Origin of the sequence: Zoogloea oleivorans (genome assembly GCF_008107625.1) — a bacterium.
Classification (GTDB): Bacteria; Pseudomonadota; Gammaproteobacteria; order Burkholderiales; family Rhodocyclaceae; genus Zoogloea; species Zoogloea oleivorans.
This window is the reverse complement of record NZ_SDKK01000003.1, coordinates 311,690-335,030: the sequence shown is the minus strand read 5'-3', so window position 1 is coordinate 335,030 and position 23,341 is coordinate 311,690. Positions and strand designations below refer to the sequence as shown.

The 23,341-nt window shown below is 61.9% G+C and carries 24 protein-coding genes; 10 read left to right on the top strand and 14 right to left on the bottom strand.

The window, feature by feature from the left end; genetic code table 11:
* Positions 1–206 precede the first annotated feature (206 nt).
* The gene (gene tyrS, locus ETQ85_RS04795) at positions 207–1,406 is read right to left on the bottom strand and encodes a tyrosine--tRNA ligase (RefSeq protein ID WP_148577909.1); all 1,200 of its coding nucleotides are present in this window, start codon (positions 1,404–1,406) and stop codon (positions 207–209) included.
* Positions 1,407–1,480: 74 nt separating this feature from the next.
* Here tyrS and ETQ85_RS04790 point away from each other — a divergent pair, with 74 nt between their 5' ends.
* A complete protein-coding gene (locus ETQ85_RS04790; RefSeq protein ID WP_148577908.1) occupies positions 1,481–2,806 on the top strand; it encodes a M23 family metallopeptidase in 1,326 nt (441 codons plus the stop codon).
* 67 nt (positions 2,807–2,873) lie between these two features.
* On the opposite strand, the gene erpA is transcribed toward ETQ85_RS04790, so the two are convergent.
* From erpA to rplM, 4 genes are all read right to left on the bottom strand, one after another.
* A complete protein-coding gene (erpA, locus tag ETQ85_RS04785) occupies positions 2,874–3,224 on the bottom strand; it encodes an iron-sulfur cluster insertion protein ErpA (protein ID WP_148577907.1) in 351 nt (116 codons plus the stop codon).
* 99 nt (positions 3,225–3,323) lie between these two features.
* Positions 3,324–4,352, bottom strand: coding sequence for an N-acetyl-gamma-glutamyl-phosphate reductase (gene argC, locus ETQ85_RS04780; protein ID WP_148577906.1), 1,029 nt, complete (start codon positions 4,350–4,352; stop codon positions 3,324–3,326).
* A 129-nt stretch (positions 4,353–4,481) separates the two neighbouring features.
* Entirely contained in the window at positions 4,482–4,874 is a 393-nt protein-coding gene (rpsI, locus tag ETQ85_RS04775) for a 30S ribosomal protein S9 (protein WP_148577905.1), read from the bottom strand.
* A 12-nt stretch (positions 4,875–4,886) separates the two neighbouring features.
* Complete coding sequence (rplM, locus tag ETQ85_RS04770) at positions 4,887–5,315, bottom strand: 50S ribosomal protein L13 (RefSeq protein WP_148577904.1); 429 nt, start codon at positions 5,313–5,315, stop codon at positions 4,887–4,889.
* Between the two features lie 508 nt (positions 5,316–5,823).
* On the opposite strand from rplM, the gene ETQ85_RS04765 reads away from it, so the two are divergent.
* Positions 5,824–6,240 carry an OsmC family protein gene (locus ETQ85_RS04765; protein WP_148577903.1) on the top strand — a complete coding sequence of 139 codons (417 nt, stop codon included), beginning with the start codon at positions 5,824–5,826 and terminating at the stop codon, positions 6,238–6,240.
* 40 nt (positions 6,241–6,280) lie between these two features.
* On the opposite strand, the gene coq7 is transcribed toward ETQ85_RS04765, so the two are convergent.
* From coq7 to ETQ85_RS04745, 4 genes are all read right to left on the bottom strand, one after another.
* The gene (gene coq7, locus ETQ85_RS04760; RefSeq protein WP_148577902.1) at positions 6,281–6,901 is read right to left on the bottom strand and encodes a 2-polyprenyl-3-methyl-6-methoxy-1,4-benzoquinone monooxygenase; all 621 of its coding nucleotides are present in this window, start codon (positions 6,899–6,901) and stop codon (positions 6,281–6,283) included.
* A 27-nt stretch (positions 6,902–6,928) separates the two neighbouring features.
* A complete protein-coding gene (locus ETQ85_RS04755) occupies positions 6,929–7,462 on the bottom strand; it encodes a CNP1-like family protein (protein WP_148577901.1) in 534 nt (177 codons plus the stop codon).
* 83 nt (positions 7,463–7,545) lie between these two features.
* Positions 7,546–8,139, bottom strand: a complete 594-nt coding sequence (locus ETQ85_RS04750) for a CBS domain-containing protein (protein WP_148577900.1) — start codon at positions 8,137–8,139, stop codon at positions 7,546–7,548.
* Positions 8,140–8,276: 137 nt separating this feature from the next.
* Positions 8,277–8,828, bottom strand: coding sequence for an RNA pyrophosphohydrolase (locus ETQ85_RS04745; RefSeq protein WP_148577899.1), 552 nt, complete (start codon positions 8,826–8,828; stop codon positions 8,277–8,279).
* A 156-nt stretch (positions 8,829–8,984) separates the two neighbouring features.
* Between ETQ85_RS04745 and ETQ85_RS04740 the strand changes: the two genes are divergently transcribed.
* On the top strand, positions 8,985–10,703 hold the full coding sequence (locus tag ETQ85_RS04740) for a proline--tRNA ligase (RefSeq protein WP_148577898.1): 1,719 nt from the start codon (positions 8,985–8,987) through the stop codon (positions 10,701–10,703).
* A 3-nt stretch (positions 10,704–10,706) separates the two neighbouring features.
* Positions 10,707–11,339, top strand: coding sequence for a lytic transglycosylase domain-containing protein (locus ETQ85_RS04735; protein ID WP_222862056.1), 633 nt, complete (start codon positions 10,707–10,709; stop codon positions 11,337–11,339).
* A gap of 64 nt (positions 11,340–11,403) precedes the next feature.
* Here ETQ85_RS04735 and mnmA read toward each other — a convergent pair whose 3' ends face one another.
* Genes mnmA through ETQ85_RS04720 form a run of 3 tightly spaced genes read right to left on the bottom strand, consistent with a single transcriptional unit; the run spans position 11,404 to position 13,521 of the window.
* The gene (gene mnmA, locus ETQ85_RS04730) at positions 11,404–12,516 is read right to left on the bottom strand and encodes a tRNA 2-thiouridine(34) synthase MnmA (RefSeq protein WP_148577897.1); all 1,113 of its coding nucleotides are present in this window, start codon (positions 12,514–12,516) and stop codon (positions 11,404–11,406) included.
* Positions 12,506–13,069, bottom strand: coding sequence for a hypothetical protein (locus tag ETQ85_RS04725; protein ID WP_148577896.1), 564 nt, complete (start codon positions 13,067–13,069; stop codon positions 12,506–12,508). The genes mnmA and ETQ85_RS04725 overlap by 11 nt, the downstream gene beginning before the upstream one ends.
* The gene (locus ETQ85_RS04720; RefSeq protein WP_148577895.1) at positions 13,069–13,521 is read right to left on the bottom strand and encodes an NUDIX hydrolase; all 453 of its coding nucleotides are present in this window, start codon (positions 13,519–13,521) and stop codon (positions 13,069–13,071) included. The genes ETQ85_RS04725 and ETQ85_RS04720 overlap by 1 nt, the downstream gene beginning before the upstream one ends.
* A 116-nt stretch (positions 13,522–13,637) precedes the next feature.
* On the opposite strand from ETQ85_RS04720, the gene ETQ85_RS04715 reads away from it, so the two are divergent.
* The 6 genes from ETQ85_RS04715 (at position 13,638) to ETQ85_RS04690 (ending at position 20,117) form a co-directional block, all read left to right on the top strand.
* The gene (locus ETQ85_RS04715; protein WP_148577894.1) at positions 13,638–14,558 is read left to right on the top strand and encodes a branched-chain amino acid transaminase; all 921 of its coding nucleotides are present in this window, start codon (positions 13,638–13,640) and stop codon (positions 14,556–14,558) included.
* Positions 14,559–14,575: 17 nt separating this feature from the next.
* Positions 14,576–14,776, top strand: coding sequence for a zinc-finger domain-containing protein (locus ETQ85_RS04710; protein WP_148577893.1), 201 nt, complete (start codon positions 14,576–14,578; stop codon positions 14,774–14,776).
* A gap of 78 nt (positions 14,777–14,854) precedes the next feature.
* The gene (locus tag ETQ85_RS26840; RefSeq protein WP_148577892.1) at positions 14,855–15,286 is read left to right on the top strand and encodes a YybH family protein; all 432 of its coding nucleotides are present in this window, start codon (positions 14,855–14,857) and stop codon (positions 15,284–15,286) included.
* Positions 15,283–16,254, top strand: a complete 972-nt coding sequence (locus ETQ85_RS04700; protein WP_148577891.1) for a hydrolase — start codon at positions 15,283–15,285, stop codon at positions 16,252–16,254. Before ETQ85_RS26840 ends, ETQ85_RS04700 begins: the two co-directional genes overlap by 4 nt.
* 83 nt (positions 16,255–16,337) lie before the next feature.
* Complete coding sequence (locus ETQ85_RS04695; RefSeq protein ID WP_148577890.1) at positions 16,338–17,720, top strand: phosphomannomutase/phosphoglucomutase; 1,383 nt, start codon at positions 16,338–16,340, stop codon at positions 17,718–17,720.
* Positions 17,721–17,870: 150 nt separating this feature from the next.
* Positions 17,871–20,117, top strand: a complete 2,247-nt coding sequence (locus ETQ85_RS04690; RefSeq protein WP_148577889.1) for a bifunctional diguanylate cyclase/phosphodiesterase — start codon at positions 17,871–17,873, stop codon at positions 20,115–20,117.
* Here the strand turns inward: ETQ85_RS04690 and ETQ85_RS04685 are convergent.
* Together ETQ85_RS04685 and alaS are read right to left on the bottom strand one after the other, a co-directional pair.
* Complete coding sequence (locus ETQ85_RS04685; protein ID WP_148577888.1) at positions 20,114–20,632, bottom strand: NUDIX domain-containing protein; 519 nt, start codon at positions 20,630–20,632, stop codon at positions 20,114–20,116. The two genes, ETQ85_RS04690 and ETQ85_RS04685, sit on opposite strands and share 4 nt — an antisense overlap.
* Positions 20,633–20,637: 5 nt before the next feature.
* Positions 20,638–23,262 (bottom strand): alanine--tRNA ligase, encoded by a 2,625-nt coding sequence (gene alaS / locus ETQ85_RS04680; RefSeq protein WP_148577887.1) that lies wholly within the window; start codon positions 23,260–23,262, stop codon positions 20,638–20,640.
* Positions 23,263–23,341: the final 79 nt, after the last annotated feature.

Below are 23,341 nucleotides of genomic sequence, written 5' to 3'. Positions count from 1 at the left end.
TATACAGAGCTTTCAGACTCTGTCAAGCTTTCGTGAAATCTTTTTTAAACCCGATTTCCAAAAAACCTGAAACGCCAGCACTGCGATCCTCTGCAGCACTTCCTACTTCACCACCCCGTCCGCGTTTCGTTTCCGGCAACGCTGCAACGAAGAGGCCGCATTATATATAACAATCAAACTCCGTCAACATCATTGCAAAAATAAATTCAGGAGATAGTCACCCGAGCAAATTTTCGCTTGCCAACCTGAAGCACCACAACCTCGCCAGTCTTCAGCAGAAGCCCCTTGTCGACGACTTTCTCCCCATTCAAGCGCACCCCCCCCTGATCAATCATGCGCAGGGACTCAGACGTGCTGACGGTAAGGCCCGCCTGCTTGAGTACCGCAGCAACCCCCAGCCCAACGTCCCCCCCCAGCAAGGTCAACTCAGGCATTTCATCAGGAATCGCATTGCGCTGAAATCTCGCCTCGAAGTCCTCAAGTGCAGCAACCGCCGCCGCTTGCCCATGAAACCGGGCAACCAACTCCTGGGCGAGCATCACCTTTACGTCACGCGGATTACGCCCCTCAGCAATCGAATCCCGCAGCCCCCTGATCTCGGCCGCCTGGCGGAACGACAGAAGTTCGTAATAGCGCCACATCAGCTCATCGGATACTGACATGACTTTTCCGAAAATCTCGTTTGCCGGTTCATAGATCCCTATGTAGTTTCCCAGCGACTTTGACATCTTGTTGACGCCATCGAGCCCTTCCAGCAGCGGCATCGTCAGAACGCATTGGGGCGCCTGCCCGTAGTGCTTCTGCAACTCACGACCAACCAGAAGATTGAAGCGCTGATCCGTACCACCAAGTTCAATGTCAGCCTTCATGGCAACCGAATCATATCCCTGGCACAAGGGATACAGGAACTCATGGATGGCGATCGGCTGCTGCGCCGCGTAACGCTTGGAAAAGTCGTCGCGTTCAAGCATGCGCGCCACCGTGTGCTGCGCAGCAAGGCGAATCATGCCCGATGCACCGAGCGCTTCCATCCAGCTGGAGTTGAAGCAGACCTCCGTCTTTGCCGGATCGAGAATCTTGAAGACCTGCTCCTGATAGGTAGCAGCATTGGCCAACACCTGCTCACGAGTCAGCGGTGGCCGGGTAGTGTTCTTGCCCGACGGATCACCAATCATTCCGGTGAAGTCGCCAATCAGGAAAAGCACCTGATGCCCAAGCTCCTGAAAGTGGCGCAACTTGTTGATCAGCACCGTATGGCCAAGGTGAAGATCAGGCGCAGTCGGGTCAAATCCAGCCTTGACGCGCAGGGGACGTCCTTTTTTGAGCTTCTCGACCAGCTCAGCCTCAATCAAAAGTTCGTCAGCCCCACGCTTGATGAGCTCCAGCGCCGCAGTAATTTCAGTCATATTTGCCCTTGCGCAAGTCCAGACACGCGTCGTTTTTGTTAGACTCCGCGGCTTGTTTTTGCTTGGAAAGTCCGATGCTTGGAGAAAAGACCGCGATTCTAGCGCATCTCAAAAAGCTGCGCGAAGGCGACCCGGTACAACTTTGGCGTCTGGCAAGCGTCACCCTCGGCTCCCTTGTTGGAATGGCAGCTGCAATTGCCGTAATGCCGGGAGCCGCGACTGCCCCGCCCACAACAGAAACGATTGTCGAACAACTGGGCACACTGCCGGTGTCAATCAGCCGGAACGACCCGCGCCCCTTCATTCGCGAAGACAGGATTCGCTCGGGCGAAAGTCTCGCCGGGGCACTGCGGCGCCTCGGGCTGTCGAACAGCGACATCGCCGCACAGGCCAGCTCGCCACGAATCATCAAGGACCTCGCCGGCACTTTTCGCCCGGGCACCCTGATCACGGTAGCCAGCACGGCCGAGGGAGGTCTGCACTCGGCATCCCTGACCCTTCCCGGATCTGACAATACCTACGTCCTGGAGACGCAGAACGGCAAGCTGCAAGTCACTCAGAAGGCCCTGATGCTCGATAGCCGCACCCACATGCAAAGCGGCGTAATCCAGTCATCGCTCTTTGCAGCAATGGACTCCGCAGGCCTACCTGACAGCGTGGCCGAGGAGCTGGCCAAGATTTTTGGCGATGACATCGACTTTCATACGGACTTGAAAAAGGGCGACCGTTTCAGCGTCATCTACGAAATTTTTTACCATCAGGGTCGCGCCATTCGCGCCGGTCGAATTCTTGCAGCCGAGTTTATCAACCAGGGAACCCACCATTCTGCCTACCTGTTCACCAATCAGAATGGCCACCAGGACTACTACAATCGGGACGGCAAAAGCCGCAAGGAAGGCTTCCTCCGTTCGCCGCTTGAGTTCTCCCGGGTCAGTTCCGGCTTTTCGATGCGCCTGCACCCGGTATTCGGCACCTGGCGGGAACACAAGGGCGTCGACTATGCAGCCCCTCACGGAACGGCAGTGAAGGCGACCTCAGACGGTGCGGTTGAATTCGTTGGGCAACAAAACGGCTACGGCAATTTCATCGTTCTTCGCCACGGCGACAAATACACAACGGGCTACGGACACTTGAGCAGCTTCGCGCACGGACTCAAACCCGGCAGCCGTGTCACCCAGGGCGAAACCATCGGTTATGTAGGCAGCACAGGCTGGGCGACCGGCCCACACCTGCACTACGAATTCCGCATCAACAACGTACACCAGGATCCGCTGAAGGTCAGCCTGCCAAATGCAACACCCCTAAACGGCAACTCGCTGACCAGCTTCCACACCCAAATCGCCCCACTCTCAGCCAGACTCACCCAGTTGCAAGAGAGCAAGACGGCACTGCTTGATTGAACGTCAAGGCCGGTCAAACAAAAAAGGGCGCCGCGGCGCCCTTTTTTTACCTGCGCCCAACCGCCAATCAGGCAGAGAAAGAAGAACCGCAACCGCAGGTACTCGTCGCATTCGGGTTGCGGATCACGAACTGCGAGCCCTCAAGGCCTTCCGTGTAATCGATCTCAGCCCCCACCAGATACTGGTAGCTCATCGGATCAATCAGCAGCATCACACCATCCTTCTCCATCACGGTGTCGTCTTCGTTACGAATTTCATCGAAGGTAAAACCGTACTGAAAGCCGGAACAGCCCCCGCCCGTCACGAACACCCGCAGCTTCAGGTCGGGGTTCCCTTCCTCAATGATCAGATCCTTAACTTTACCCGCTGCGCTATCGGTAAAAACCAGCGGGATCGGCATCTCGGTCACGGCATTCATAGAGCAACTCCTTTACATTTGTCTTTGAATTATGGTCAGGGCCCACCCCGGGGTCAAGGCTCCGACATCGAATAGTTGACGAATTTACTCGAATTTAGTTCAAGGCATCACAGGGATCTGCCCAAGCCCCGTAATTTCAGGCAAATCGAACAGGATGTTCATGTTTTGAACCGCCTGCCCCGCCGCCCCCTTGACCAGGTTGTCGATGACCGACAAGACCACCACCACGTCACCACCCTGCGGCCGATGAACTGCGATGCGGCACATGTTGGCCGAGCGCACAGAGCGCGTAGAAGGATGCGAACCCTTGGGCATTACATCAACAAACGGTTCGCCGGCAAAGCGCTCCTCAAACAAGGCCTGGAGATCCACATCCTTCTTGAGGCGGCCATAGAGGGTGGCGTGGATGCCACGAATCATCGGCGTCAGGTGGGGCACGAAGGTCAAGCCAACGGGCGCATTCGCGAAACGCTCAAGGCCCTGGCGGATCTCCGGAAGATGGCGGTGCCCGGCAACACCATAAGCCTGGAAGTTGTCAGCCGACTCCGAAAACAGGATATGCGTTTCAGCTTTCCGCCCACCACCCGAAACCCCCGATTTTGCATCAGCCACCAAGCCATCCAGCTCGAGAACACCCGCCTCGACCAGCGGCAAAAACCCGAGCTGCACGGCGGTCGGATAACACCCCGGATTAGCAACGACCCGCGCCTTCCTGACAGCTTCGCGGTTCACCTCCGGCAAGCCATATACAGCCTCCGCCACCAACTCGGGGCAGGCATGCTTCATCCCGTACCATTTTTCCCACTCGGCGATGTCGGAAATCCGGAAATCCGCAGCCAAATCTATCACCTTGACACCAGCCTCAACGAGCTCAACAGCCTGCTGCATGGCAATCCCGTTCGGCGTCGCAAAGAAAACAACGTCACAGGCAGTCAGATCCGCGGACTGGGGGTCAACGAAGCGCAGATCAACCCGCCGACGCAGGCTCGGAAACATGTCCGCCACCGGCAGACCAGCCTCACCGCGCGAGGTAATTGCCTTCAACTCCACCTCCGGGTGCTGCGCCAGCAAGCGCAACAACTCCACCCCGGTATACCCCGTCCCGCCAACCACACCAACCTTGATCATGCTTGCCCCCAACAGGAAATGAACCACGACTGAACACTGACGCCATCCTTGCGCCAAAGCCAAAAGATACTACGCCAAGATGACAAAAAGCCGCCCGAAGGCGGCTTTTTGGTACAGATCCGAAGCGAATTAACGCTTCGAGAACTGCTTGCGACGACGTGCCTTGCGGAAGCCGACTTTCTTACGTTCGACCTCACGAGCATCGCGAGTAACAAGACCAGCCTTCTTCAGGGGGGACTTGAGCTCTGCATCGAAGTCGATCAGTGCGCGGGTAATGCCGTGACGCACAGCACCAGCCTGACCAGACTCGCCACCACCGGACACATTGACCAGAATATCGAAGGTGTCGGAGAAGTTGGTCAGCACGAGCGGCTGACGAACGATCATCCGACCAGTTTCACGAGAGAAGAACTGATCGACGGGCTTGCCATTTACGACAATGTTGCCGGTGCCCTTCTTCATGAAGACACGGGCGACGGCAGATTTCCGGCGACCGGTACCGTAGTTGTAAGTCACAGCCATTATCGGCTCCTGTTAAATCGCGAGAACTTTGGGCTGCTGGGCGGCGTGCGGATGCTCGGCGCCAGCGTAGCACTTCATCTTCTTTATCATCGCGTAGCCGAGCGGGCCCTTGGGCAGCATGCCCTTGACGGCCTTTTCCAGCACACGAGCAGGGAAGCGCTGCTGCAGCTTGGTAAAGTTGGTTTCGTAAATGCCGCCCGGATAGCCGGAGTGACGGTAGTACTTCTTGTCCTGGGCCTTGTTGCCGGTCACACGCAGCTTTTCAACGTTAACGACGACGATGAAATCACCCGTATCGACGTGCGGCGTGTAAATGGCTTTGTGTTTGCCGCGCAAGCGACGCGCAACCTCGGAAGCAAGCCGACCAAGGACCAGATCCGTTGCATCAACAACGAACCAGTCGTGCTTGACCTCATGCGGCTTGGCAGAAAACGTTTTCATGAAGAATCCTCAGACTTTTCCCGACACCGGGAACGACCATAATTCGGAAAGCCGCGGATTGTATCTCGCAGTCCGGACCCGTGTCAAACCCTGTCGAAAGATAAAAAAAAGCGCAGATCGGGGAGATCTGCGCTAAATCCACACCAAAGGAGGAGGGTGGAGGAGACACCGCGTCAGCCGCTTTAGAACACAAAAGCAGCTGGAATGAGCGAATTATGGGCGTCACACCAAAGACAGGCAAGCCTTTTTTGTGCAATGCGACACAAATCTTTTGATAGACCTATAAAATATATTTATACACCAAAATACACTCACAAGCCCTTGTTTACAAAACAAGTTAATGAAACAGACCGGCACTCGCAGCACCAGAAACAAACACTTCGAAATGGACGCATTTGTGCACTGCACCATAAGATCAACGCTCCACTCGCTCCCGCGCAGATACAATCCCCTCTCGCAAACAAGGCCCGACGGGCCCGCCGAATAGCTGACTTCGAAGGAATGTACGATGGAATGCGTAGTGAAGTGGGTCGATGGAATGACCTTCATGGCGGAAACAGGTTCCGGGCACACCATAACCATGGACGGCGCGCCTGAGGCCGGCGGTCGCAACCTGGCCCCGCGCCCGATGGAGATGATGCTCGCCGGCGCTGGCGGGTGCACGGCCTTCGATGTGGTATTGATCCTCAAACGGGGCCGTCAGGATGTCACCGACTGCGTCGTCAGCCTCACGGCCGACCGCGCCGAGGTCGACCCCAAGGTATTTACCCGCATAGCCTTTCACTACAAGGTCAGCGGCCGCAACCTGAAGGCGGAAAGCGTCGAGCGGGCGATCAAGCTCTCTTACGAAAAGTACTGCTCGGCCACCATCATGCTCGGCAAGACCGCCGAGATCGAGCACACCTGGGAAATCATCGAGGTGTAAGCGTACACGGGCCGGCTCATCCCACGACCCGGCCCCAGCCTCAGACCCAGTAAGCCACGCGGGTCATCAGCTTCGAACTCGCCTTCATGGCGGTCTTCACCGAAGCGGGCAAGTCCACCGCACCAAGGCGCTCCGCTGTTTCGGCGTGGGCGACCTCGTCGGTCTTCATCTGCTCGACGATCTCCCGCGAACGCACATCCTGCTCCGGCAAGCGGTCGAGGTGACTCTTCAAATGGGCTTCGACCTGACGTTCCGTTTCGGCCAGAAAGCCCAGGTTGATGCCGTCTCCAAAACGCGCGGCGAGCATTCCGATGGCCAGCGAACCGCCATACCAGAGTGGGTTCAGCAGACTCTTCCGGCCACCCAGTTCGGCAATCCGGCGCTCAGTCCAGGCCAGGTGCTCGGTTTCCTCCTGCGCGGCGCCTTCGAGCGCCCGCTTGATCCCCTCGTCCTTCGACATCAGGGCCTGCCCTTGATAGAGCGCCTGGGCGCAAATTTCCCCGCAGTGGTTCACCCGCATCAAAGACGCCGCGAGCCGCCTTTCCTCCTCACTCAGCTCGGCCTCCGGCAGGGAATCACCGGGCACCGGACGCACGGTCTGGGCATTGGCAAAAACTGTGCGCAAGGCCTTGTCGAAGCCAATAATCAAATGATCAAGCATGTTTGCGATTCCGTATTTGCGTGATGTTCAGCGCAACGCTGCAGCCTTGCGCAGCGACTGAACGATTTCATCGCGACCAGGCAGGATGGAGCCCGGCGGGCAGAAAAACTCTTTGGCAAGGACCGCATGCTGACGATTGAAGGCGTTATCGACAATGCGCTGCCAGTCCGTGTTGCGGGGCAGCGTCCAGTCGCCGTTAGCCCGCCCGATCGCGTACAACTTGCGCTCGGCCGTTTCGCAGCGAATGCCTTCACGACTGACATTCTCCGCACCACCTGCCGCACGGGCAACCAGGGTGTAACGGACAATCCCGTCGTCAGCCAGACTGAGCGACTTGCCGTCAATGAAGAAAGAGGTCGTCGCCGCAGGACTGACATAAACCGGGATCAGATCAGCCGCAACGGGGTGGGCCGGCAGCGCAAGCTCGCGCTCCTTCCAGTCGGGCTTGACCTCTGCTTCATACAGGGAGGTGCGCCCGCCACAAGCGGCAAGGGACGAAAGCAGCGCGAGCGCCAGAACCGAAGGCAGGCGCCCGGACGAGGAACTGAAAATGGGACGCATGGACTTTTCCGAAGGGAAACAAGTCCATAATTCTACAACCTCCCCCCGCCGGCCGGGCCACAGGCCCGGCGCTCCGGCAAAGACTAACTGGCGATCGCCGCCTCGATCTCGGCAAAGGTACGTGCCACTTCGGTGGTCTGCAGCGGGATTCCCATCTGGCGGGCGATCTGGGAAGCCGAGAAAATGCCACGCACAGCTGGCACGCCATCGGCGCCCTCCTCCACAACCAGCGCGTGCTGCCTGCCGCAGGACTTGAGGGTGGCCACCACGTGACCGACCTCCGAACGGAGCACATCCGCCAGCGAGACAGCATCCAGCTCCTCGGTGCTCACCATGATGTCGCGAACGGTGAGTTCTTCATGACGCATCATGCGTTCGCGGGCCACGCGGGTCGGCTTCTCGCCGAGCAGATCGTTCGACGTCACGATCCCGACGATGCGCCGACTGGCATCCGTCACAAAAAGCAGACGGACGCCGCGCAGGATCATGCTGTGATTGGTTTCGGACAACGAAACGTTGTGGGGGATGGTGGCGGCGGGAATACGCCGCAAATCGGTCATCACCTCGATGGCCGGCGACGATGCGGTGACCTTTGCCAGGCTCCACGCATCGGTGATCTCACAGCTGCCGCTCTTGACGCGAAACTGAGTGATCGGCTGATAGTACAAGCGCTCCATGTTGTCTCCTCCCACGTACCGGACATCAAAAACCGGAGCCGCCTGAGCGACTCCGGCATACCCGCTGCCTTTAACGGCAGCAAACGAAGGGACTTCAGGATTGAGACAAAAGCAGGACTGCCGAGTTTCCGGCGTGTTCAAACCGACGGGGGAGGCTCGGTCTGATCGGGAGGACTATCGAAGAACCGATAGCTGTCGGGGATTTCAAAGAGTCGATCGCGGAACAGCAGCCGCGAAAGCTCCAGCAAGGCTGATTGATACACCCCGCGCTTGAACTCTATGACCGCTTCAAGCGGCACCCAGAAATAACTCCAGCGCCAGGCATCAAATTCCGGGTGATTGCTCGCACGCAGGCAGACGTCCGAATCGCGCCCCACGAGTCGCAGCAGAAACCAGATCTGTTTCTGCCCGCGATAAGTGTTGCGCCATTCGCGCTTGATCCAGTGCTTGGGCACGTCGTAGCGCAACCAGCCGCGGGTGCGGCCGATGATACGGACGTGCTCAGGCTTCAAGCCGACTTCCTCGAAGAGCTCACGGTACATAGCCTGTTCCGGCGATTCGCCATGCTTGATTCCGCCTTGCGGAAACTGCCAGGAATGTTCTCGTATCCGTTTGCCCCAGAAAACCTCGTTGCGCGCATTCACCAGAATGATGCCGACGTTAGGCCTGTAGCCTTCACGATCGAGCATGGTGCAACCTTTAATTCATGAACTGGCCGGAATTCTTCCACATTTCCCCCTGTCGTGAAAGAACAACGCCCCGAATCGGTGCGGCGCAACAGAAGCGCAGCCAAGCATCGACGTGCACGCTAAAATTACAGGCTGTACTTACAACGGATTCCGTCCATGCGTGCCTCACAGTTCTTCCTCTCCACCCTCAAGGAAGCCCCGTCCGACGCCGAGATCGTCAGTCACAAGCTCATGCTGCGGGCCGGGCTGGTCAAACGCCTCGCCGGCGGCGTGTATACCTGGATGCCTCTGGGCCTGCGCGCGCTGCGCAAGGTGGAAGCGATCGTGAGGGAAGAGATGAACCGTGCCGGCGCCATCGAACTGCTGATGCCGGCCGTGCAACCTGCCGAACTGTGGCAGGAGTCCGGCCGCTGGGATTTCTACGGCCCCGAACTGCTGCGTTTCAAGGATCGCCACGACCGCGACTTCGTGATCGGACCGACCCACGAAGAAGTCATCACCGACGTGGTGCGTCGCGACCTGCGCAGCTACCGCCAACTGCCCAAGCACTTCTACCAGGTGCAGATGAAGTTCCGCGACGAGATCCGCCCCCGCTTCGGCGTGATGCGCGGCCGCGAGTTCGTGATGAAGGACGGCTACTCCTTCCACAGCTCGTTTGAAGATCTGCAGCGCGAATACCGCAACATGTTCGACACCTACCACCGCATCTTCAACCGCCTCGGCCTGAAGTTCCGCGCGGTGGCGGCAGATACCGGCTCGATCGGCGGCACCGGCTCCCACGAATTCCACGTGATCGCCGAAACCGGCGAGGACGACATCGCCTACTGCCCCGACTCCGATTACGCTGCCAACGTCGAACTGGCCGAGGCCCTCGCCCCCGCCAGCCCGCGCCCGGCCGCATCGGCAGCACTGACCAAGGTACACACCCCCGGCGCCAAGACCATCGCCGAACTCACTACCTTCCTCAAGGTAGCGGCCGAAAGCACCGTCAAGGCCATCGTCGTGGAAGGCGACGAAGCATCCGGCGGCAAGCCCGTGCTGCTTCTGCTGCGCGGCGACCATGAACTCAACGAGATCAAGGCCCAGAAGATCGCCGGCATCAAGAACCCGCTGACCTTCGCCGCCCCCGGCGACATCCTTACCGCCTTCGGCGCCAACGCCGGCTCCCTCGGCCCCGTCGGCTTTGCCGGCCGCGTGGTGATGGACCGCACGGTGGCCGCCATGGCCGACTTCGTCACCGGCGCCAACGATGACGACCACCACTACACCGGCGTCAACATCGGCCGTGACTTCCCCGAAGCCGAAGTCGCCGACCTGCGCAACGTCGTCGCCGGCGATCCGTCCCCCGACGGCAAGGGCGTGCTGGCCATCTGCCGCGGCATCGAAGTCGGTCACATCTTCCAGTTGCGCACCAAGTACGCCGAAGCCCTCAACTGCAAGTTCCTCAACGAACAGGGCAAGGAGCAGATCATGGAGATGGGCTGCTACGGCATTGGCGTATCGCGCATCCTTGGTGCCGCCATCGAGCAGAACTACGACGCCCGCGGCATCATCTGGCCCGAGGCCATCGCCCCCTTCGAAGTCGTCATCGTGCCGATGGGCTACGCCAAGTCCGAAGCCGTCCGTGACGCCGCCAATGCCCTTTACGCCGAATTGCAGGGCGCCGGCATCGACGTCTTCCTCGACGACCGGGACGAACGTCCGGGCTCCCTGCTGGCCGACAACGAACTGATCGGCACCCCGCACCGGGTGGTGATCGGCGATCGCGGCTTGAAGGAAGGCGTGGTCGAATATCAGGGCCGTCGCGAAGCCGAAGCCACCAAGCTGGCAATTGCCGACGTGGCCGCCACCGTCATCGGCAAGCTGCGGGGCTGATCGATGGCCTCCAGCCTTTCAGGCATGACCCGCTGCGCCCTCACCGCACTGGTGTTGCTGCCATGGGCGCTCAGTGCACACGCCGGCAACCAGCAATACGAACCGCTGGCGGCGAGCGTACGGGCGGCGCTGCATGCGGCGGTTGCCGACCAGGCACCGCCCGACTCCGCCCTCACCAACACCGGGGAGCGGGCGCGCTGGCTGGGGGAAATGTCCCGCCGCCTCGCCACCCGCATCCCGGACGAAGCCGCGCGCATGGAGCTCCTGCGCGCGGTGCACTACGAAGCCACCCGCTCCGGTCTCGACCCACAACTTGTGCTCGGCCTGATCCAGGTGGAAAGCGGCTTCAAGAAGTACGCCTTGTCATCCGCCGGCGCACGTGGCTACATGCAGGTCATGCCGTTCTGGACAAAGCTGATTGGCGCCCCAGACAGCAATCTCTTCCACATGCGCACCAACCTGCGTTTTGGCTGCACGATTCTGCGTCACTACGTGGATATCGAAAAAGGTGATCTGTTCCGCGCCCTCGGCCGCTACAACGGCAGCCTCGGCCGGGCGGAATATCCGAACATCGTCCGCGCAGCCTGGGAAAAGAACTGGTCCTACCCACCCCTGCGCCTCGCCCAGAACCCCTGAGCGGCACGCAAGCGACAAAAAGGGCGCCATCACGGCGCCCTTTTTACGTTCACACTCCGATGCTTCAGGCGACGATGATCCCGCCCCCCAGGCACACCCGGCTTTCGTAGATCACCACGCTCTGCCCCGGTGTCACCGCCCACTGAGGCTGGGCAAACACAATCTCGGCACGGCCGTCCGCCAGCACATCGATCTCGCACGGCGCATCCGGCGTGCGATAGCGCGGCTTGGCCGTGTAAACCCAGTGGGTGCGCGGATCCTGCCCCGACACCCACGACAGGTCGGCGGCGATCAGACGCTCCTTCAGCAAGGCCGGATGGGCGTGCCCCTGCACCACGTAGAGCACGTTTTTCTCCATATCCTTGCGGGCCGCATACCAGGCATCGTGCTCGCCGGCCTCGTCCTGGTTACCCTTGATGCCACCGATCTGCAGGCCCTTGCGCTGGCCGATGGTGTGATGCATCAGGCCCTGATGCTGGCCGATCACCTTGTCACCTTCCAGCGTGCGGATCTCACCCGGTTTGGCTGGCAGATAGCGGGCCAGAAATTCCCGGAACGGCCTTTCACCGATGAAGCAGATGCCGGTCGAATCCTTCTTGGCATGCACGTGCAGCCCCGCCGCCTCGGCCATCTTGCGCACGTCGCGCTTGTAAAGGTGACCGATGGGGAACAGGGTTTTCGACAACTGCGCCTGATTCAGGCGATACAGAAAGTAGCTCTGGTCCTTGGTACCGTCCTCGGCCTTCAGGAGCTGGTATTCGGTGCGCCCATCGTTGGTCCATTCACGCACCTGGGCGTAATGGCCGGTGGCGATGCGGTCGGCACCGAGCGCCATCGCATGGTCCAGGAAAGCCTTGAACTTGATCTCCGAGTTGCACAGGATGTCCGGATTCGGCGTCCGGCCAGCCTCGTACTCGCGCAGGAAATCGGCAAAAACCCGCTCCTTGTACTCCTTCGAGAAGTTGACGACCTCCAGCTCGATGCCGATCACGTCGGCCACCGACACCACATCCACCAGGTCTTCCCGGGTCGAACAGTATTCGTCGTCGTCATCGTCCTCCCAGTTCTTCATGAACAGGCCGACCACGTCGTAGCCCTGCTGCTTCAGAAGCAGCGCCGCCACGGCCGAATCCACTCCGCCGGACATGCCGACAACGACTTTTTCCTTACGAGACATTCGGTCCTTCTCCATCCAGCCAGTCCTCCAGGGGCAATACCACGGCCGGATCGCCGTGCTCCCCGAACCAGGTATCCACTACAAATCGTGCGCCGGTATCCGGCGCCTCGTCATTCCGCTCGCGAATCACCGCCGAAAAATGCTGGGCCACCAGCCAGCGTACCCGCCGGCTGATCGGCGCCACCACATGAAAACGCAAATAACCCCGCGCCTCCAGCATCGTCAGCAAACGGGTGGTCGACTCCGCGTGATCGATACAATCCATCCTCCCGTACGCCTCGTCATCCAGGAAGTCGCCAGGGCGATCCGCACTGATCGGCGACTGCTCGCCGGCCCAGCGGTACAACTGCCCCAGCACCAGAGCCAGGATCGCCCGCTCGGCCAGTGCTGAATCCGCCAGCATGAGGCGCTCACGGATTTCTGCCAGCCGCTCTTCCGACAACGCCACCGTCGCCTCGGACAGGCAACCGTAATTGAAGCAGATGGCCACGCGCTCATCGGCCAGGGCTGACCCTGCCCACAACATCAAGCACAGGACCAGCCTGCGTCCCATCAGGCGTCGTAATGCCGGACCAGGTCGAGCGGATAGCGCCGCCCCGCCAGGTAATCCTCGCAACACTGCAGGATCAGCGGACTGCGATGCCGCTCGCGGGTCGCCCGCAGCTCGTCCAGTGTCATCCACACGGCCCGTACGATGCCTGAATCGAGCTTGCGCCCGGCGTCGAAACCGGTAATCGAGCCACCAAAGGCAAAGCGCAGGTAAGTGACGTCACTGTCCGGCTTGGGCCACTGGTAGATGCCCACCAGAAACTCAGGCCGGAAGTGGTGCGCAGTCTCCTCCAGCGCCTCCCGGGCCGATGCAGTGACCAGCGACTCGCCCTGATCCAGATGACCCGCCGGCTGGTTGAAGCGCAAACCTGTCTCGGTCTCCTCCTCCACCAGCAGAAAGCGCCCGTCGCGCTCGACCACGGCAGCCACCGTGACATTCGGTTTCCAGGTTCTCATCGTGACCCCGCACGCAAAGCCGGCATTTTACCCCCTTCGGGCCGGCGGTCCGCAGCCCTGCGGAATGCGCTAGAATCGCGGGCTTGAATTTACTGTTTTCAGCTGGAGATCCCCCTATGTCAATGGCAGACCGCGACGGTTTTATCTGGTACGACGGCAAACTCGTGCCGTGGCGTGAAGCAACCACCCACGTGCTCACCCACTCCCTCCACTACGGCCTGTCCGTCTTCGAGGGCGTCCGCGCGTACAACACCGTCAAGGGCACGGCGATCTTCCGCCTCGCCGAGCACACCCAGCGCCTGCTCAACTCGGGCAAGATCTACATGATGAACATTCCTTACTCCAAGGAAGTTCTGATGGAAGCCCAGCTGGAAGTCGTTCGCGCCAACAAGCTCGAGAGCTGCTACCTGCGCCCGATCGCCTTCTACGGCTCCGAAAAGATGGGTATTTCCACCGACGGTGCCACCGTCCATGTGGCCATTGCCGCCTGGCCGTGGGGCGCGTACCTGGGTGAAGAAGCCCTCGAAAACGGCATCCGCGTGAAGACATCCTCCTTCGCCCGCCATCACGTCAACGTGACCATGCCGCGCGCCAAGCTGGCCTCCACCTACGCCAACTCCATCCTGGCCAACGCCGAAGCCGTCGAAGCCGGCTACGACGAAGCCCTGCTCCTCGACACCCAGGGCTTCGTGGCCGAAGGCGCTGGCGAAAACCTCTTCGTGATCAAGGATGGCGCCATCTACGAACCCGAAATCGCCTCCGCCCTCACCGGCATCACCCGCTCCTCGGTGATCCAGGTGGCCAAGGAATTCGGTCTCGACGTGATCTCCAAGCGCATCACCCGCGACGACATCTACATCGCCGACGAAGCCTTCTTCACCGGCACCGCCGCCGAAGTCACCCCGATTCGCGACCTGGACAACCGGGTCATCGGCGAAGGCAAGCGCGGTCCGATCACCGAAAAGCTGCAGAAGCGCTTCTTCGAGATCGTGAACGGCAAGGCCCCCGAATACGAACACTGGCTGTCATTCATCTAAGACCCCGGGAGAAACCCATGCCTGAGAATCAGGACAAGTCCAAGCCGATCGACGTCACCGCCCACGATCTGCCGCTGCACTGCCCGATGCCCGATGCCCCCCTGTGGGCCCGGCATCCCCGCGTGTTCCTCGACGTGACCGCCGAGGGCAAGGCAACCTGCCCCTACTGCGGCGCCCAGTACGTCTTTGCGGGCGAACGGCCCAAGGGTCATCACTGATCCCTTGAACGAGGCTTTGGCCAGCACGGGGGCGGCAACGCCCCCGTGTCACGTACGAACGTCCTTGCGAGAAGCCCCATGACGAACCCGATCTTCACCTCCGCCGAGGACGCCGAAGCCGCCTTCTACGCCGCCCTTGCCCATGCTGACATCGACGGCATGATGGCCGTATGGTCAGAAGACGAAGAAGTCGTCTGCGTACATCCGGGCAGCATCCGCCTCATCGGCCTGCCGGCCATCCGCGAATCATGGCGCCAGCTGTTCGCCAGCGGCGCGCGCATCAACGTCAGCATCATCCACCCGATCCACTGGCTCAACGTGATGACCGCGGTGCACACGGTTCATCAGCATGTGCACGTGGAAGGCGACGACCGCCTGCATCCACCGATCATCGCCACCAACGTGTTCACCCGTGGCGCACTGGGCTGGAGAATGGTCATGCACCACGCCTCGCCGGCCCCGGACATGGACAACCTGCACGGTCACGACAGCCCGCACGTGGTCCATTGAGCCGTCCTCCCCCGCCCTACGTCGCCCCCCGCTGGCTCCCGGGCGGCCACGCGCAAACGATCTGGCCCCTGCTGTGCAAGGGGCCGCTGCCAAGTTTCCGACGCGAACGCTGGGATACCCCCGACGGGGACTTCATTGATCTGGACTGGCTGCCCGAGCAGCCCGGCGCACCGCTCGTCATCCTGTTTCACGGCCTCGAAGGCTCCAGCCATTCGCCCTACGCCCGCAGCCTGATGCGCCGTGTTGCGGCACAAGGCTGGAACGGCGTCGTACCCCACTTCCGTGGCTGCTCCGGCGAGCCCAACCGCCTGCCGCGCGCCTACCACTCGGGCGATGCCGACGAAATCGGCTGGATCCTCGAACGCCTGGCCCGACGCTTTCCCGGAGTGCCCCGCTACGCAGCCGGCGTGTCCCTCGGCGGCAACGCCCTGCTCCTGTGGCTCGGCACCCGCGGCACAGCCGCCAGCGCCATCCTCACGGCAGCAGCAGCGATCTGCCCGCCCCTTGACCTGAGCGCCGCCGGCCACACCCTGGGACGCGGCTTCAACCGGGTCTACACCCGGCACTTCCTGGCCACCCTCAAACGCAACGCCGGCGCAAAACTGACTCAGCATCCGGGCCTCTTCGACGGTGCGGCGATGCAACGCGCCGGCAACCTGTACGAGTTCGACAACCTGGTCACCGCCCCACTGCACGGCTTTCGCGATACGGACGATTACTGGCTGCGCGCCTCCAGCAAAGTCCATCTGCCGGCCATTGTCGTCCCAACCTTGCTGATCAACCCGCTCAACGACCCGTTTCTGCCAGCCCGCTACCTGCCGTCAGCCAAGGACGTCTCCCCCGCCGTTCATCTGGAACAACCGGCCGAAGGCGGCCACGTGGGTTTTGTCGGCGGTGCCTGGCCAGGCAACCTGGACTGGCTGCCCAACCGGCTCGTGCATTTTTTCACGGTGGCGAGAAAATGTTAAATAGCTTTTCAATGGTGCACCGGAACCTCATGGTGCACTGCGTATAATTCATTTTTCATTAATTTCGAATCGGAGCTTCAAGCATGTTCGTTCCCGCCCCCGAGATTTTCAAGGCTTATGACATTCGCGGCATCGTCGACAAGTCCCTGACAGCCGAAGCCGTCCGCGCCATCGGCCACGCCCTCGGCTCCGAAGCGGTCGCCCGCGGCCAGCAAGCCATTGCCGTCGGTCGCGACGGCCGCCTGTCCGGCCCCGAGCTGGCCGGCGCCCTGTCTGACGGGATCCGCGCAGCGGGTGTGAACGTGGTCGACGTCGGCTGTGTGCCGACCCCCCTGACCTACTTCGCCGCTTACGAGCTGGGCACCAACTCCTGTGTCTCCGTCACCGGCAGTCACAACCCGCCCGACTACAACGGCCTCAAGATGGTCCTCGGCGGTCAGACCTTGTTCGGTGAGCTGATCCAGGCCCTGCGCCAGCGCATCATTGACGGCAACCTGGTGCACGCACTCGTCCCGGGCACGCTCACCCACGCCGACGTGGTGCCCGCCTACGTCGACAAGATCATCGGCGACGTGAAGCTCTCCCGCCCGATGAAAATCGTCATGGACTGCGGCAACGGCGTGGCCGGCGCGGTCGCCCCCGAACTTTTCAAGCGCCTCGGCTGCGAGCTGGTCGAGCTGTTCTGCGACGTGGATGGCAACTTCCCCAACCACCACCCGGACCCCTCCAAGCCCGAAAACCTGGCCGACGTGATCCGCGCCCTGAAGGAAACCGATGCCGAAATCGGCCTCGCCTTCGACGGTGACGGCGACCGCCTGGGCGTGGTCACCAAAGATGGCGAAATCATTTTCCCCGACCGCCAGCTGATGCTTTTCGCCGAAGACGTACTGACCCGCGTGCCCGGCGGCGAGATCATCTACGACGTCAAATGCACCCGCAACCTGGCCGGCTGGATCCGTGATCGCGGCGGCAAGCCGACCATGTGGAACACCGGCCACGCGCTGGTCAAGGCCAAGCTCAAGGAAACCGGCGCCCCACTGGCCGGCGAAATGAGCGGCCACGTGTTCTTCAAGGAACGTTGGTACGGCTTCGACGACGGCCTCTACACTGGCGCCCGCCTGCTCGAAATCGTGTCCCGCCAACCCGACGCCAACCCGGTGCTCAAGGGCCTGCCTGACGCCATCAGCACCCCCGAGCTGAACATCAAGATGAATGAAGGCGAGCCCTTCACGCTGGTGGACAAGCTCAAGGCCGAAGCCACGTTCGAAGGCGCCGAGAGCATCCTGACCATCGATGGCGTGCGCGTCGAATACGCCGACGGCTTCGGCCTGGCCCGTCCGTCCAACACCACGCCGGTGGTCGTGTTGCGCTTCGAGGCCGACACCGACGCCGCGCTTGCCCGCATCCAGGCCGATTTCCGTCAGGCCATCGAAGGCGTCTGGCCGGGCGTCCAGCTGCCCTTCTAAGTCGTCTCCGGGCTCGCTGCCTGCCAGCGAGCCCGTGTTGTTTCCCTTCAGCCCCCCTCGCCTGCCAAAGAGCAGGCTATCCGTTGAAGCTGGCTGCAAATCGGTCGTTAATCACCAAGACCGGCACACAGCCCCAATGGAGGACTGCCCATGAAGGAATTGCCCGGCCGCCAACTGGCAAACTTCAGCTCATCCCAGTTCCGCACCCGACTGGTGATTGCAGTCGTCCTGCTGAACCTGATGATGGCCGGACTGGCGCTCCAGTCCCTCCGCCAGGGCCTTGAGCAATCCCGCGCACGAGCGGCAGTGGCCACCCAGAACATCGCCCAGCTCCTTGAGCACGACATCGCCGCCTCCTTCGAGCGCATCGACCTGACCCTGCAGGCACTGGTGGATGACCTGCAGGACGAACTGGCCCGAACCCGCAGCAGACGGGATTTCAACTCCACCGTCAGGCACCATTATTCCCGCCAGCCAGCCCTGGCCAGCCTGATTGTGGCCGACAGCGCCGGTACGATCATCGCCGGCAGCAACCTCTACAAGACAACACCCGGCCTGCTGGCCGACCGCGACTATTTTCGCCGCCACCGCGACACTCCCGCGGCAGGACTGGTGATCTCACCGCCCCTGCGCAGCCGTCTGAACGACGAATGGATCATCACCCTGAGCCGTCGCTATGACTCCCCTTCAGGAGGCTTTGCCGGCGCCGTCATCGCCAGCGTGCGTGTCGACCACCTGCGCCAGCTCTTCGCCGGCATCAACCTTGGCCCCAATGGCGCGATCAGCCTGCGTGACCTGGAACTGGGCATGGTGACTCGCCACCCGGAACTGGCCACACCAGAAGCCGCCATCGGCTCCCGCAGCGTTTCGGCACAGCTCAGGGAAGCCATCCAGAGCGTGCCCACCGCCGGCACGTACCTGGCGTCCACCCGCATGGACCAGATCGAGCGAACCAATACCTACCGGCGCATGGCCAACTACCCCTACTACGTCATCGTCGGCCTGGCGGATGACGACTATCTCCTGGGCTGGCACCGCGAACTGCTCAAGACCGCCATTCAGATCACCGCCTTCCTGCTCGCCACGCTGACCATGACGGGCCTGCTTCTGCATGCCTGGCGCTGCAGGGAAGCCGACCTGAGCCGCATCGCCAGCAAGGAAAAGGAATTCCGCACTCTGCTCGATACTGCCCCCGACGCCATCGTGATCGTCGATGCCGAAGGACGGATCAACCGGGTCAACCAGCGCACACTGATCACCTTCGGCTACAGCCATGACGCCCTGATCGGGCAGCCGGCCAGCCTGCTGCTGGCAACGGAAGAGATTGACCTTGTCACGCCCGGGCAGGCCGGCCTCGACATCGACCTGTGGGCGATCACCGCCGATGGGCACCGCTTTCCGATCAGCGCGAGCTTCACCCCCATCGAGACCGAACGCGGCCGGATGGTCACCATGGCCATCCGCGACATCAGCGAACGGCGCGAACGGGAAGAGGCCCTCAAGCTCGCCTCCCTCGTCTACCAGGCAGTCGGCGAGGCCATCATGGTCACCGACACCACCAACCGTATCGTCGCCATCAACCCTGCCTTTACGCGACTCACGGGTTACACGCCGGGCGAAGCAATCGGACAGCCGGCAGGCCTGCTGCACTCCGGCCGCCACAACCACGCCTTCTTCCGCGCCATGTGGGAGAGCCTGGATGCAACCGGAACCTGGAAAGGCGAAATCCTCAATCGCCGACGTAGCGGCGAAGTGGTTGCCGACTGGCTGATGATCAACACAATCTACGATGAAGAGGGCCAAGCACAGTGGCGGGTCGGCATGTACTCGACCGTCACCGCCCAGAAACGCGCCGAGGAAACCCTGTGGCGCCAGGCCAGCTATGACGTCCTTACCAACCTGCCCAACCGGCGCCTGCTCCTTGATCGACTGCAGCAAGAGATCAACGTTGCCCGCCGCAGCGGCGCACAGGTTGCCCTGATGCTGATCGACCTCGATCGCTTCAAGGAGGTAAACGACACCCTGGGCCACCTGGCTGGCGACCAGCTGCTGATGGAAGTGGCGCAGCGCCTGCAGGCCTGCATCCGCGAAATGGATACCGCCGCCCGGCTGGGGGGCGATGAATTTGCCGTGATTCTGGGGGGCATCACCGACGTGACGCACGTTGAACCCGTCGCCGAAGCGATCCTGCGCGCCCTCGCCGGCACCTATGCGCTCAAGGAGGGCGACGCCCGCATTTCAGCCAGTATCGGCATCGCCTTCTTCCCCTCTGACGCAGACCACATGGAAGCCCTGTTCCTGCGCGCCGACCAGGCCATGTACGCCATCAAGGACAAAGGCCGCAACGGCGTCGGCTACGTCAAGGATGTGTGGAAACCGACGCTCCCTGGCCGCTAAGCATCGGGAACCGGCAGGCCCAAACCCAGCAGCCAGTCGCGCAGGGCCGGCCCCGTTCCCTGGGGCCACGGCCTGAGCTTCTCGGGGGCGATCAGCCGGTATTCGGCCAACTCTTCGTTCAGGACGATCTCGCCCCGCGCCTGCACGTGGTAGACGATGAGCACTTCGTTGTTACGAGTGAAGGGATAGACGCCAACCAGATTCACGCCAACCGACTCAAGGCGGGTCTCTTCCCGCACCTCCCGGGCCACGGCGTCCTCGGGCGCCTCGTCTCGCTCCAGGAAGCCGGTCACGAGGCCAAACTTGCCCTCCGCCCACGCCCGGTTGCGGGCGATCAGCACCACGCCATCCCGATCCACGCATTCGATGATGGCGGCCACCACCGGCAGCGGGTTGTCCCAGCGGACGAAGCCGCAAGGCGGGTTGAAGCACAGCTGACGGCTCTGCCCTTCCACCTCGCCCCGCTCAAGCGGGCTCCCGCACTGGGGGCAGAAACGCCACTCGTTGAAGCTCATGACGCTCAGCCCAGCTTGCCGCCGACCCAGCCGGCCACCGAGGCCAGGGCCGCCGGCAGCGCTGCGGCATCGGTGCCGCCAGCCTGGGCCATGTCCGGCCGGCCGCCGCCCTTGCCACCCACCTGCTGGGCGACAAAATTGACCAGCTCACCGGCCTTGACCTTGCCGGTCAGGTCCGGCGTCACGCCAGCGATCAGGCTCACCTTGCCGTCAATAACGCTGGCCAGCACCACAGCCGCGCTCTTGAGCTTGTCCTTGATCTTGTCGAGGGTCTCGCGCAGGGTCGCCACATCGGCACCTTCGAGCACGGCGGCGAGCACCTTGGCGCCGGCCACATCCGCCGCCTGGGCCAGCAGATCGTCACCCTGGCTGGCGGCGAGCTTGCTCTTCAGGCGGGCGAGTTCCTTTTCCAGCGCCTTCACGTTGTCCATCACCTGCACCACGCGGGACAGCACTTCCTGCGGCTGGGCCTTGAGCGCGCCGGTCACGGCATCCAGCAGGGTCTGCTGCTGCTGCACCAGCGCTACCGCCACGTCGCCGCAAACGGCTTCGATACGCCGCACACCGGCTGCCACGCCGCCTTCGAGGGTGATCTTGAACAGGCCGATGTCACCGGTGCGGCTCACGTGGGTGCCACCGCACAACTCCTTCGACGAACCGATGGAGAGCACGCGCACTTCGTCGCCGTACTTTTCGCCGAAGAGCATCATCGCGCCGGTTTTCTGGGCCGACTCGATGTCCATCACGCGAGCCTCGGTGGCTGCGTTGGCAATGATCTCATCGTTGACCATGCGTTCGATGCGGGTGATTTCCTCGGCCGTCACCGGCTGGGTGTGGGCGAAGTCGAAGCGGGTCTTGTCAGGATCGACCTGCGAACCCTTCTGCTGCACGTGCTCGCCGAGGACTTCCCGGAGGGCCTTGTGCATCAGGTGGGTTGCCGAGTGATGACGCTGGGTGCGAGCGCGAGCCAGGGTATCGACCTTCGCGGCGACACCATTGCCGACAGTGATCTTGCCGGTGGTCACAACGCCGTGGTGGCCGAAAACGGTGGCCTGGATCTTCTGGGTGTCTTCCACCGCGAAGATGCCATGCACCGAACGCAGCTCGCCCCGGTCGCCGACCTGGCCACCGGACTCGGCATAGAAGGGGGTGTCATCCAGCACAACAACGCCCATGTCGCCTTCGGAAAGCTCATTGACGGCCACGCCGTCCTTGTAGAGGGCCAGCACGTTGCCCTTGGCTTCCAGGCCGTCGTAGCCGTGGAAGGTGGTGACCGGGCCGTCGTATTCGAGATTGGCAGCCATCTTGAACTTGCCGGCGGCACGGGCCTGCTCCTTCTGGCGCGCCATGGCGGCGTCAAAGGCGGCGGAGTCGACTGTCATGCTGCGCTCACGGCACACGTCGGCGGTCAGATCGAGCGGAAAGCCGAAGGTGTCGTGGAGCTTGAAAGCGGTTTCACCGTTGAACACCGTGTTGCCGGCGGCGGCCATCGCAGCGAGTTCGCCTTCGAGAATGGCCATGCCGTTCTCGATGGTGGCGAAGAAGCGGTCTTCCTCCTGCTTGAGGATGTCGGTGATACGCTGCTGGCCGGTCTTCAGCTCGGGATAGGCCTCGCCCATCTCGGCCACCAGGTCCGGCACCATCTTGTAGAAGAAAGCGGCACGGGCGCCCAGCTTGTAGCCGTGGCGGATGGCCCGGCGGATGATCCGGCGCAGCACATAGCCGCGGCCTTCGTTGCCGGGGATCACACCATCGGCGATCAGGAAGGAGCAGGCGCGGATGTGGTCGGCCAGCACCTTGAGAGACGGGCTGTCCATATCGGCGCCGCTGGTTTCACGGGCGGCAGCGGCAATCAGCGCCTGGAACAGGTCGATCTCGTAGTTGGCATGCACATGCTGGAGCACGGCGGAAATCCGCTCAAGGCCCATGCCGGTGTCCACGCTGGGCTTGGGCAGCGGATGCATCACGCCGGCTTCGTCACGGTTGAACTGCATGAACACGTTGTTCCAGATCTCGATGAAGCGGTCGCCATCTTCCTCCGGCGATCCCGGGGGGCCGCCCCAGATGTGCTCGCCGTGATCGTAGAAGATCTCGGTACAGGGGCCGCAGGGGCCGGTGTCGCCCATCATCCAGAAGTTGTCGGAAGCGTAGCGGGCGCCCTTGTTGTCGCCGATGCGGATCACCCGCTCGGCCGGCACGCCGATTTCCTTGGTCCAGATATCGTAGGCTTCGTCGTCCTCGGCATACACGGTGACGGTGAGCTTGTCCTTGGGCAGGCCAAAAACGCCGGTCAGCAGCTCCCACGCGTAGTTGATCGCGTCGCGCTTGAAGTAGTCGCCGAAGCTGAAGTTGCCCAACATCTCGAAGAAGGTGTGGTGACGCGCGGTGTAGCCGACGTTTTCCAGGTCGTTGTGCTTGCCGCCGGCGCGGACGCACTTCTGCGACGTGGTGGCGCGGGTGTAGGGGCGCTTGTCGAAGCCGAGGAAAACGTCCTTGAACTGGTTCATGCCCGCGTTGGTGAACAGCAGGGTCGGGTCTTCGTGAGGCACCAGCGAACTGGAGGCCACGATCTGGTGGCCCTTGGAGGCGAAGAATTCAAGGAACTTCTGGCGGATTTCGGCGCTTTTCATCGGCGTGGGGTCTCCGGGTGTCTCAAACAACGACGGTCGGGGAAATATCAGGTTTCAGAGCCGGAAATTGTAGCATCCC

Bases quoted from the DNA above. Each gene is read 5' to 3' on its own strand.
- tyrS (WP_148577909.1), bottom strand. From the start codon at position 1,406: ATGACTGAAATTACTGCGGCGCTGGAGCTCATCAAGCGTGGGGCTGAC.
- ETQ85_RS04790 (WP_148577908.1), top strand. From the start codon at position 1,481: ATGCTTGGAGAAAAGACCGCGATTCTAGCGCATCTCAAAAAGCTGCGC.
- erpA (WP_148577907.1), bottom strand. From the start codon at position 3,224: ATGAATGCCGTGACCGAGATGCCGATCCCGCTGGTTTTTACCGATAGC.
- argC (WP_148577906.1), bottom strand. From the start codon at position 4,352: ATGATCAAGGTTGGTGTGGTTGGCGGGACGGGGTATACCGGGGTGGAG.
- rpsI (WP_148577905.1), bottom strand. From the start codon at position 4,874: ATGGCTGTGACTTACAACTACGGTACCGGTCGCCGGAAATCTGCCGTC.
- rplM (WP_148577904.1), bottom strand. From the start codon at position 5,315: ATGAAAACGTTTTCTGCCAAGCCGCATGAGGTCAAGCACGACTGGTTC.
- ETQ85_RS04765 (WP_148577903.1), top strand. From the start codon at position 5,824: ATGGAATGCGTAGTGAAGTGGGTCGATGGAATGACCTTCATGGCGGAA.
- coq7 (WP_148577902.1), bottom strand. From the start codon at position 6,901: ATGCTTGATCATTTGATTATTGGCTTCGACAAGGCCTTGCGCACAGTT.
- ETQ85_RS04755 (WP_148577901.1), bottom strand. From the start codon at position 7,462: ATGCGTCCCATTTTCAGTTCCTCGTCCGGGCGCCTGCCTTCGGTTCTG.
- ETQ85_RS04750 (WP_148577900.1), bottom strand. From the start codon at position 8,139: ATGGAGCGCTTGTACTATCAGCCGATCACTCAGTTTCGCGTCAAGAGC.
- ETQ85_RS04745 (WP_148577899.1), bottom strand. From the start codon at position 8,828: ATGCTCGATCGTGAAGGCTACAGGCCTAACGTCGGCATCATTCTGGTG.
- ETQ85_RS04740 (WP_148577898.1), top strand. From the start codon at position 8,985: ATGCGTGCCTCACAGTTCTTCCTCTCCACCCTCAAGGAAGCCCCGTCC.
- ETQ85_RS04735 (WP_222862056.1), top strand. From the start codon at position 10,707: ATGGCCTCCAGCCTTTCAGGCATGACCCGCTGCGCCCTCACCGCACTG.
- mnmA (WP_148577897.1), bottom strand. From the start codon at position 12,516: ATGTCTCGTAAGGAAAAAGTCGTTGTCGGCATGTCCGGCGGAGTGGAT.
- ETQ85_RS04725 (WP_148577896.1), bottom strand. From the start codon at position 13,069: ATGGGACGCAGGCTGGTCCTGTGCTTGATGTTGTGGGCAGGGTCAGCC.
- ETQ85_RS04720 (WP_148577895.1), bottom strand. From the start codon at position 13,521: ATGAGAACCTGGAAACCGAATGTCACGGTGGCTGCCGTGGTCGAGCGC.
- ETQ85_RS04715 (WP_148577894.1), top strand. From the start codon at position 13,638: ATGTCAATGGCAGACCGCGACGGTTTTATCTGGTACGACGGCAAACTC.
- ETQ85_RS04710 (WP_148577893.1), top strand. From the start codon at position 14,576: ATGCCTGAGAATCAGGACAAGTCCAAGCCGATCGACGTCACCGCCCAC.
- ETQ85_RS26840 (WP_148577892.1), top strand. From the start codon at position 14,855: ATGACGAACCCGATCTTCACCTCCGCCGAGGACGCCGAAGCCGCCTTC.
- ETQ85_RS04695 (WP_148577890.1), top strand. From the start codon at position 16,338: ATGTTCGTTCCCGCCCCCGAGATTTTCAAGGCTTATGACATTCGCGGC.
- ETQ85_RS04690 (WP_148577889.1), top strand. From the start codon at position 17,871: ATGAAGGAATTGCCCGGCCGCCAACTGGCAAACTTCAGCTCATCCCAG.
- ETQ85_RS04685 (WP_148577888.1), bottom strand. From the start codon at position 20,632: ATGAGCTTCAACGAGTGGCGTTTCTGCCCCCAGTGCGGGAGCCCGCTT.
- alaS (WP_148577887.1), bottom strand. From the start codon at position 23,262: ATGAAAAGCGCCGAAATCCGCCAGAAGTTCCTTGAATTCTTCGCCTCC.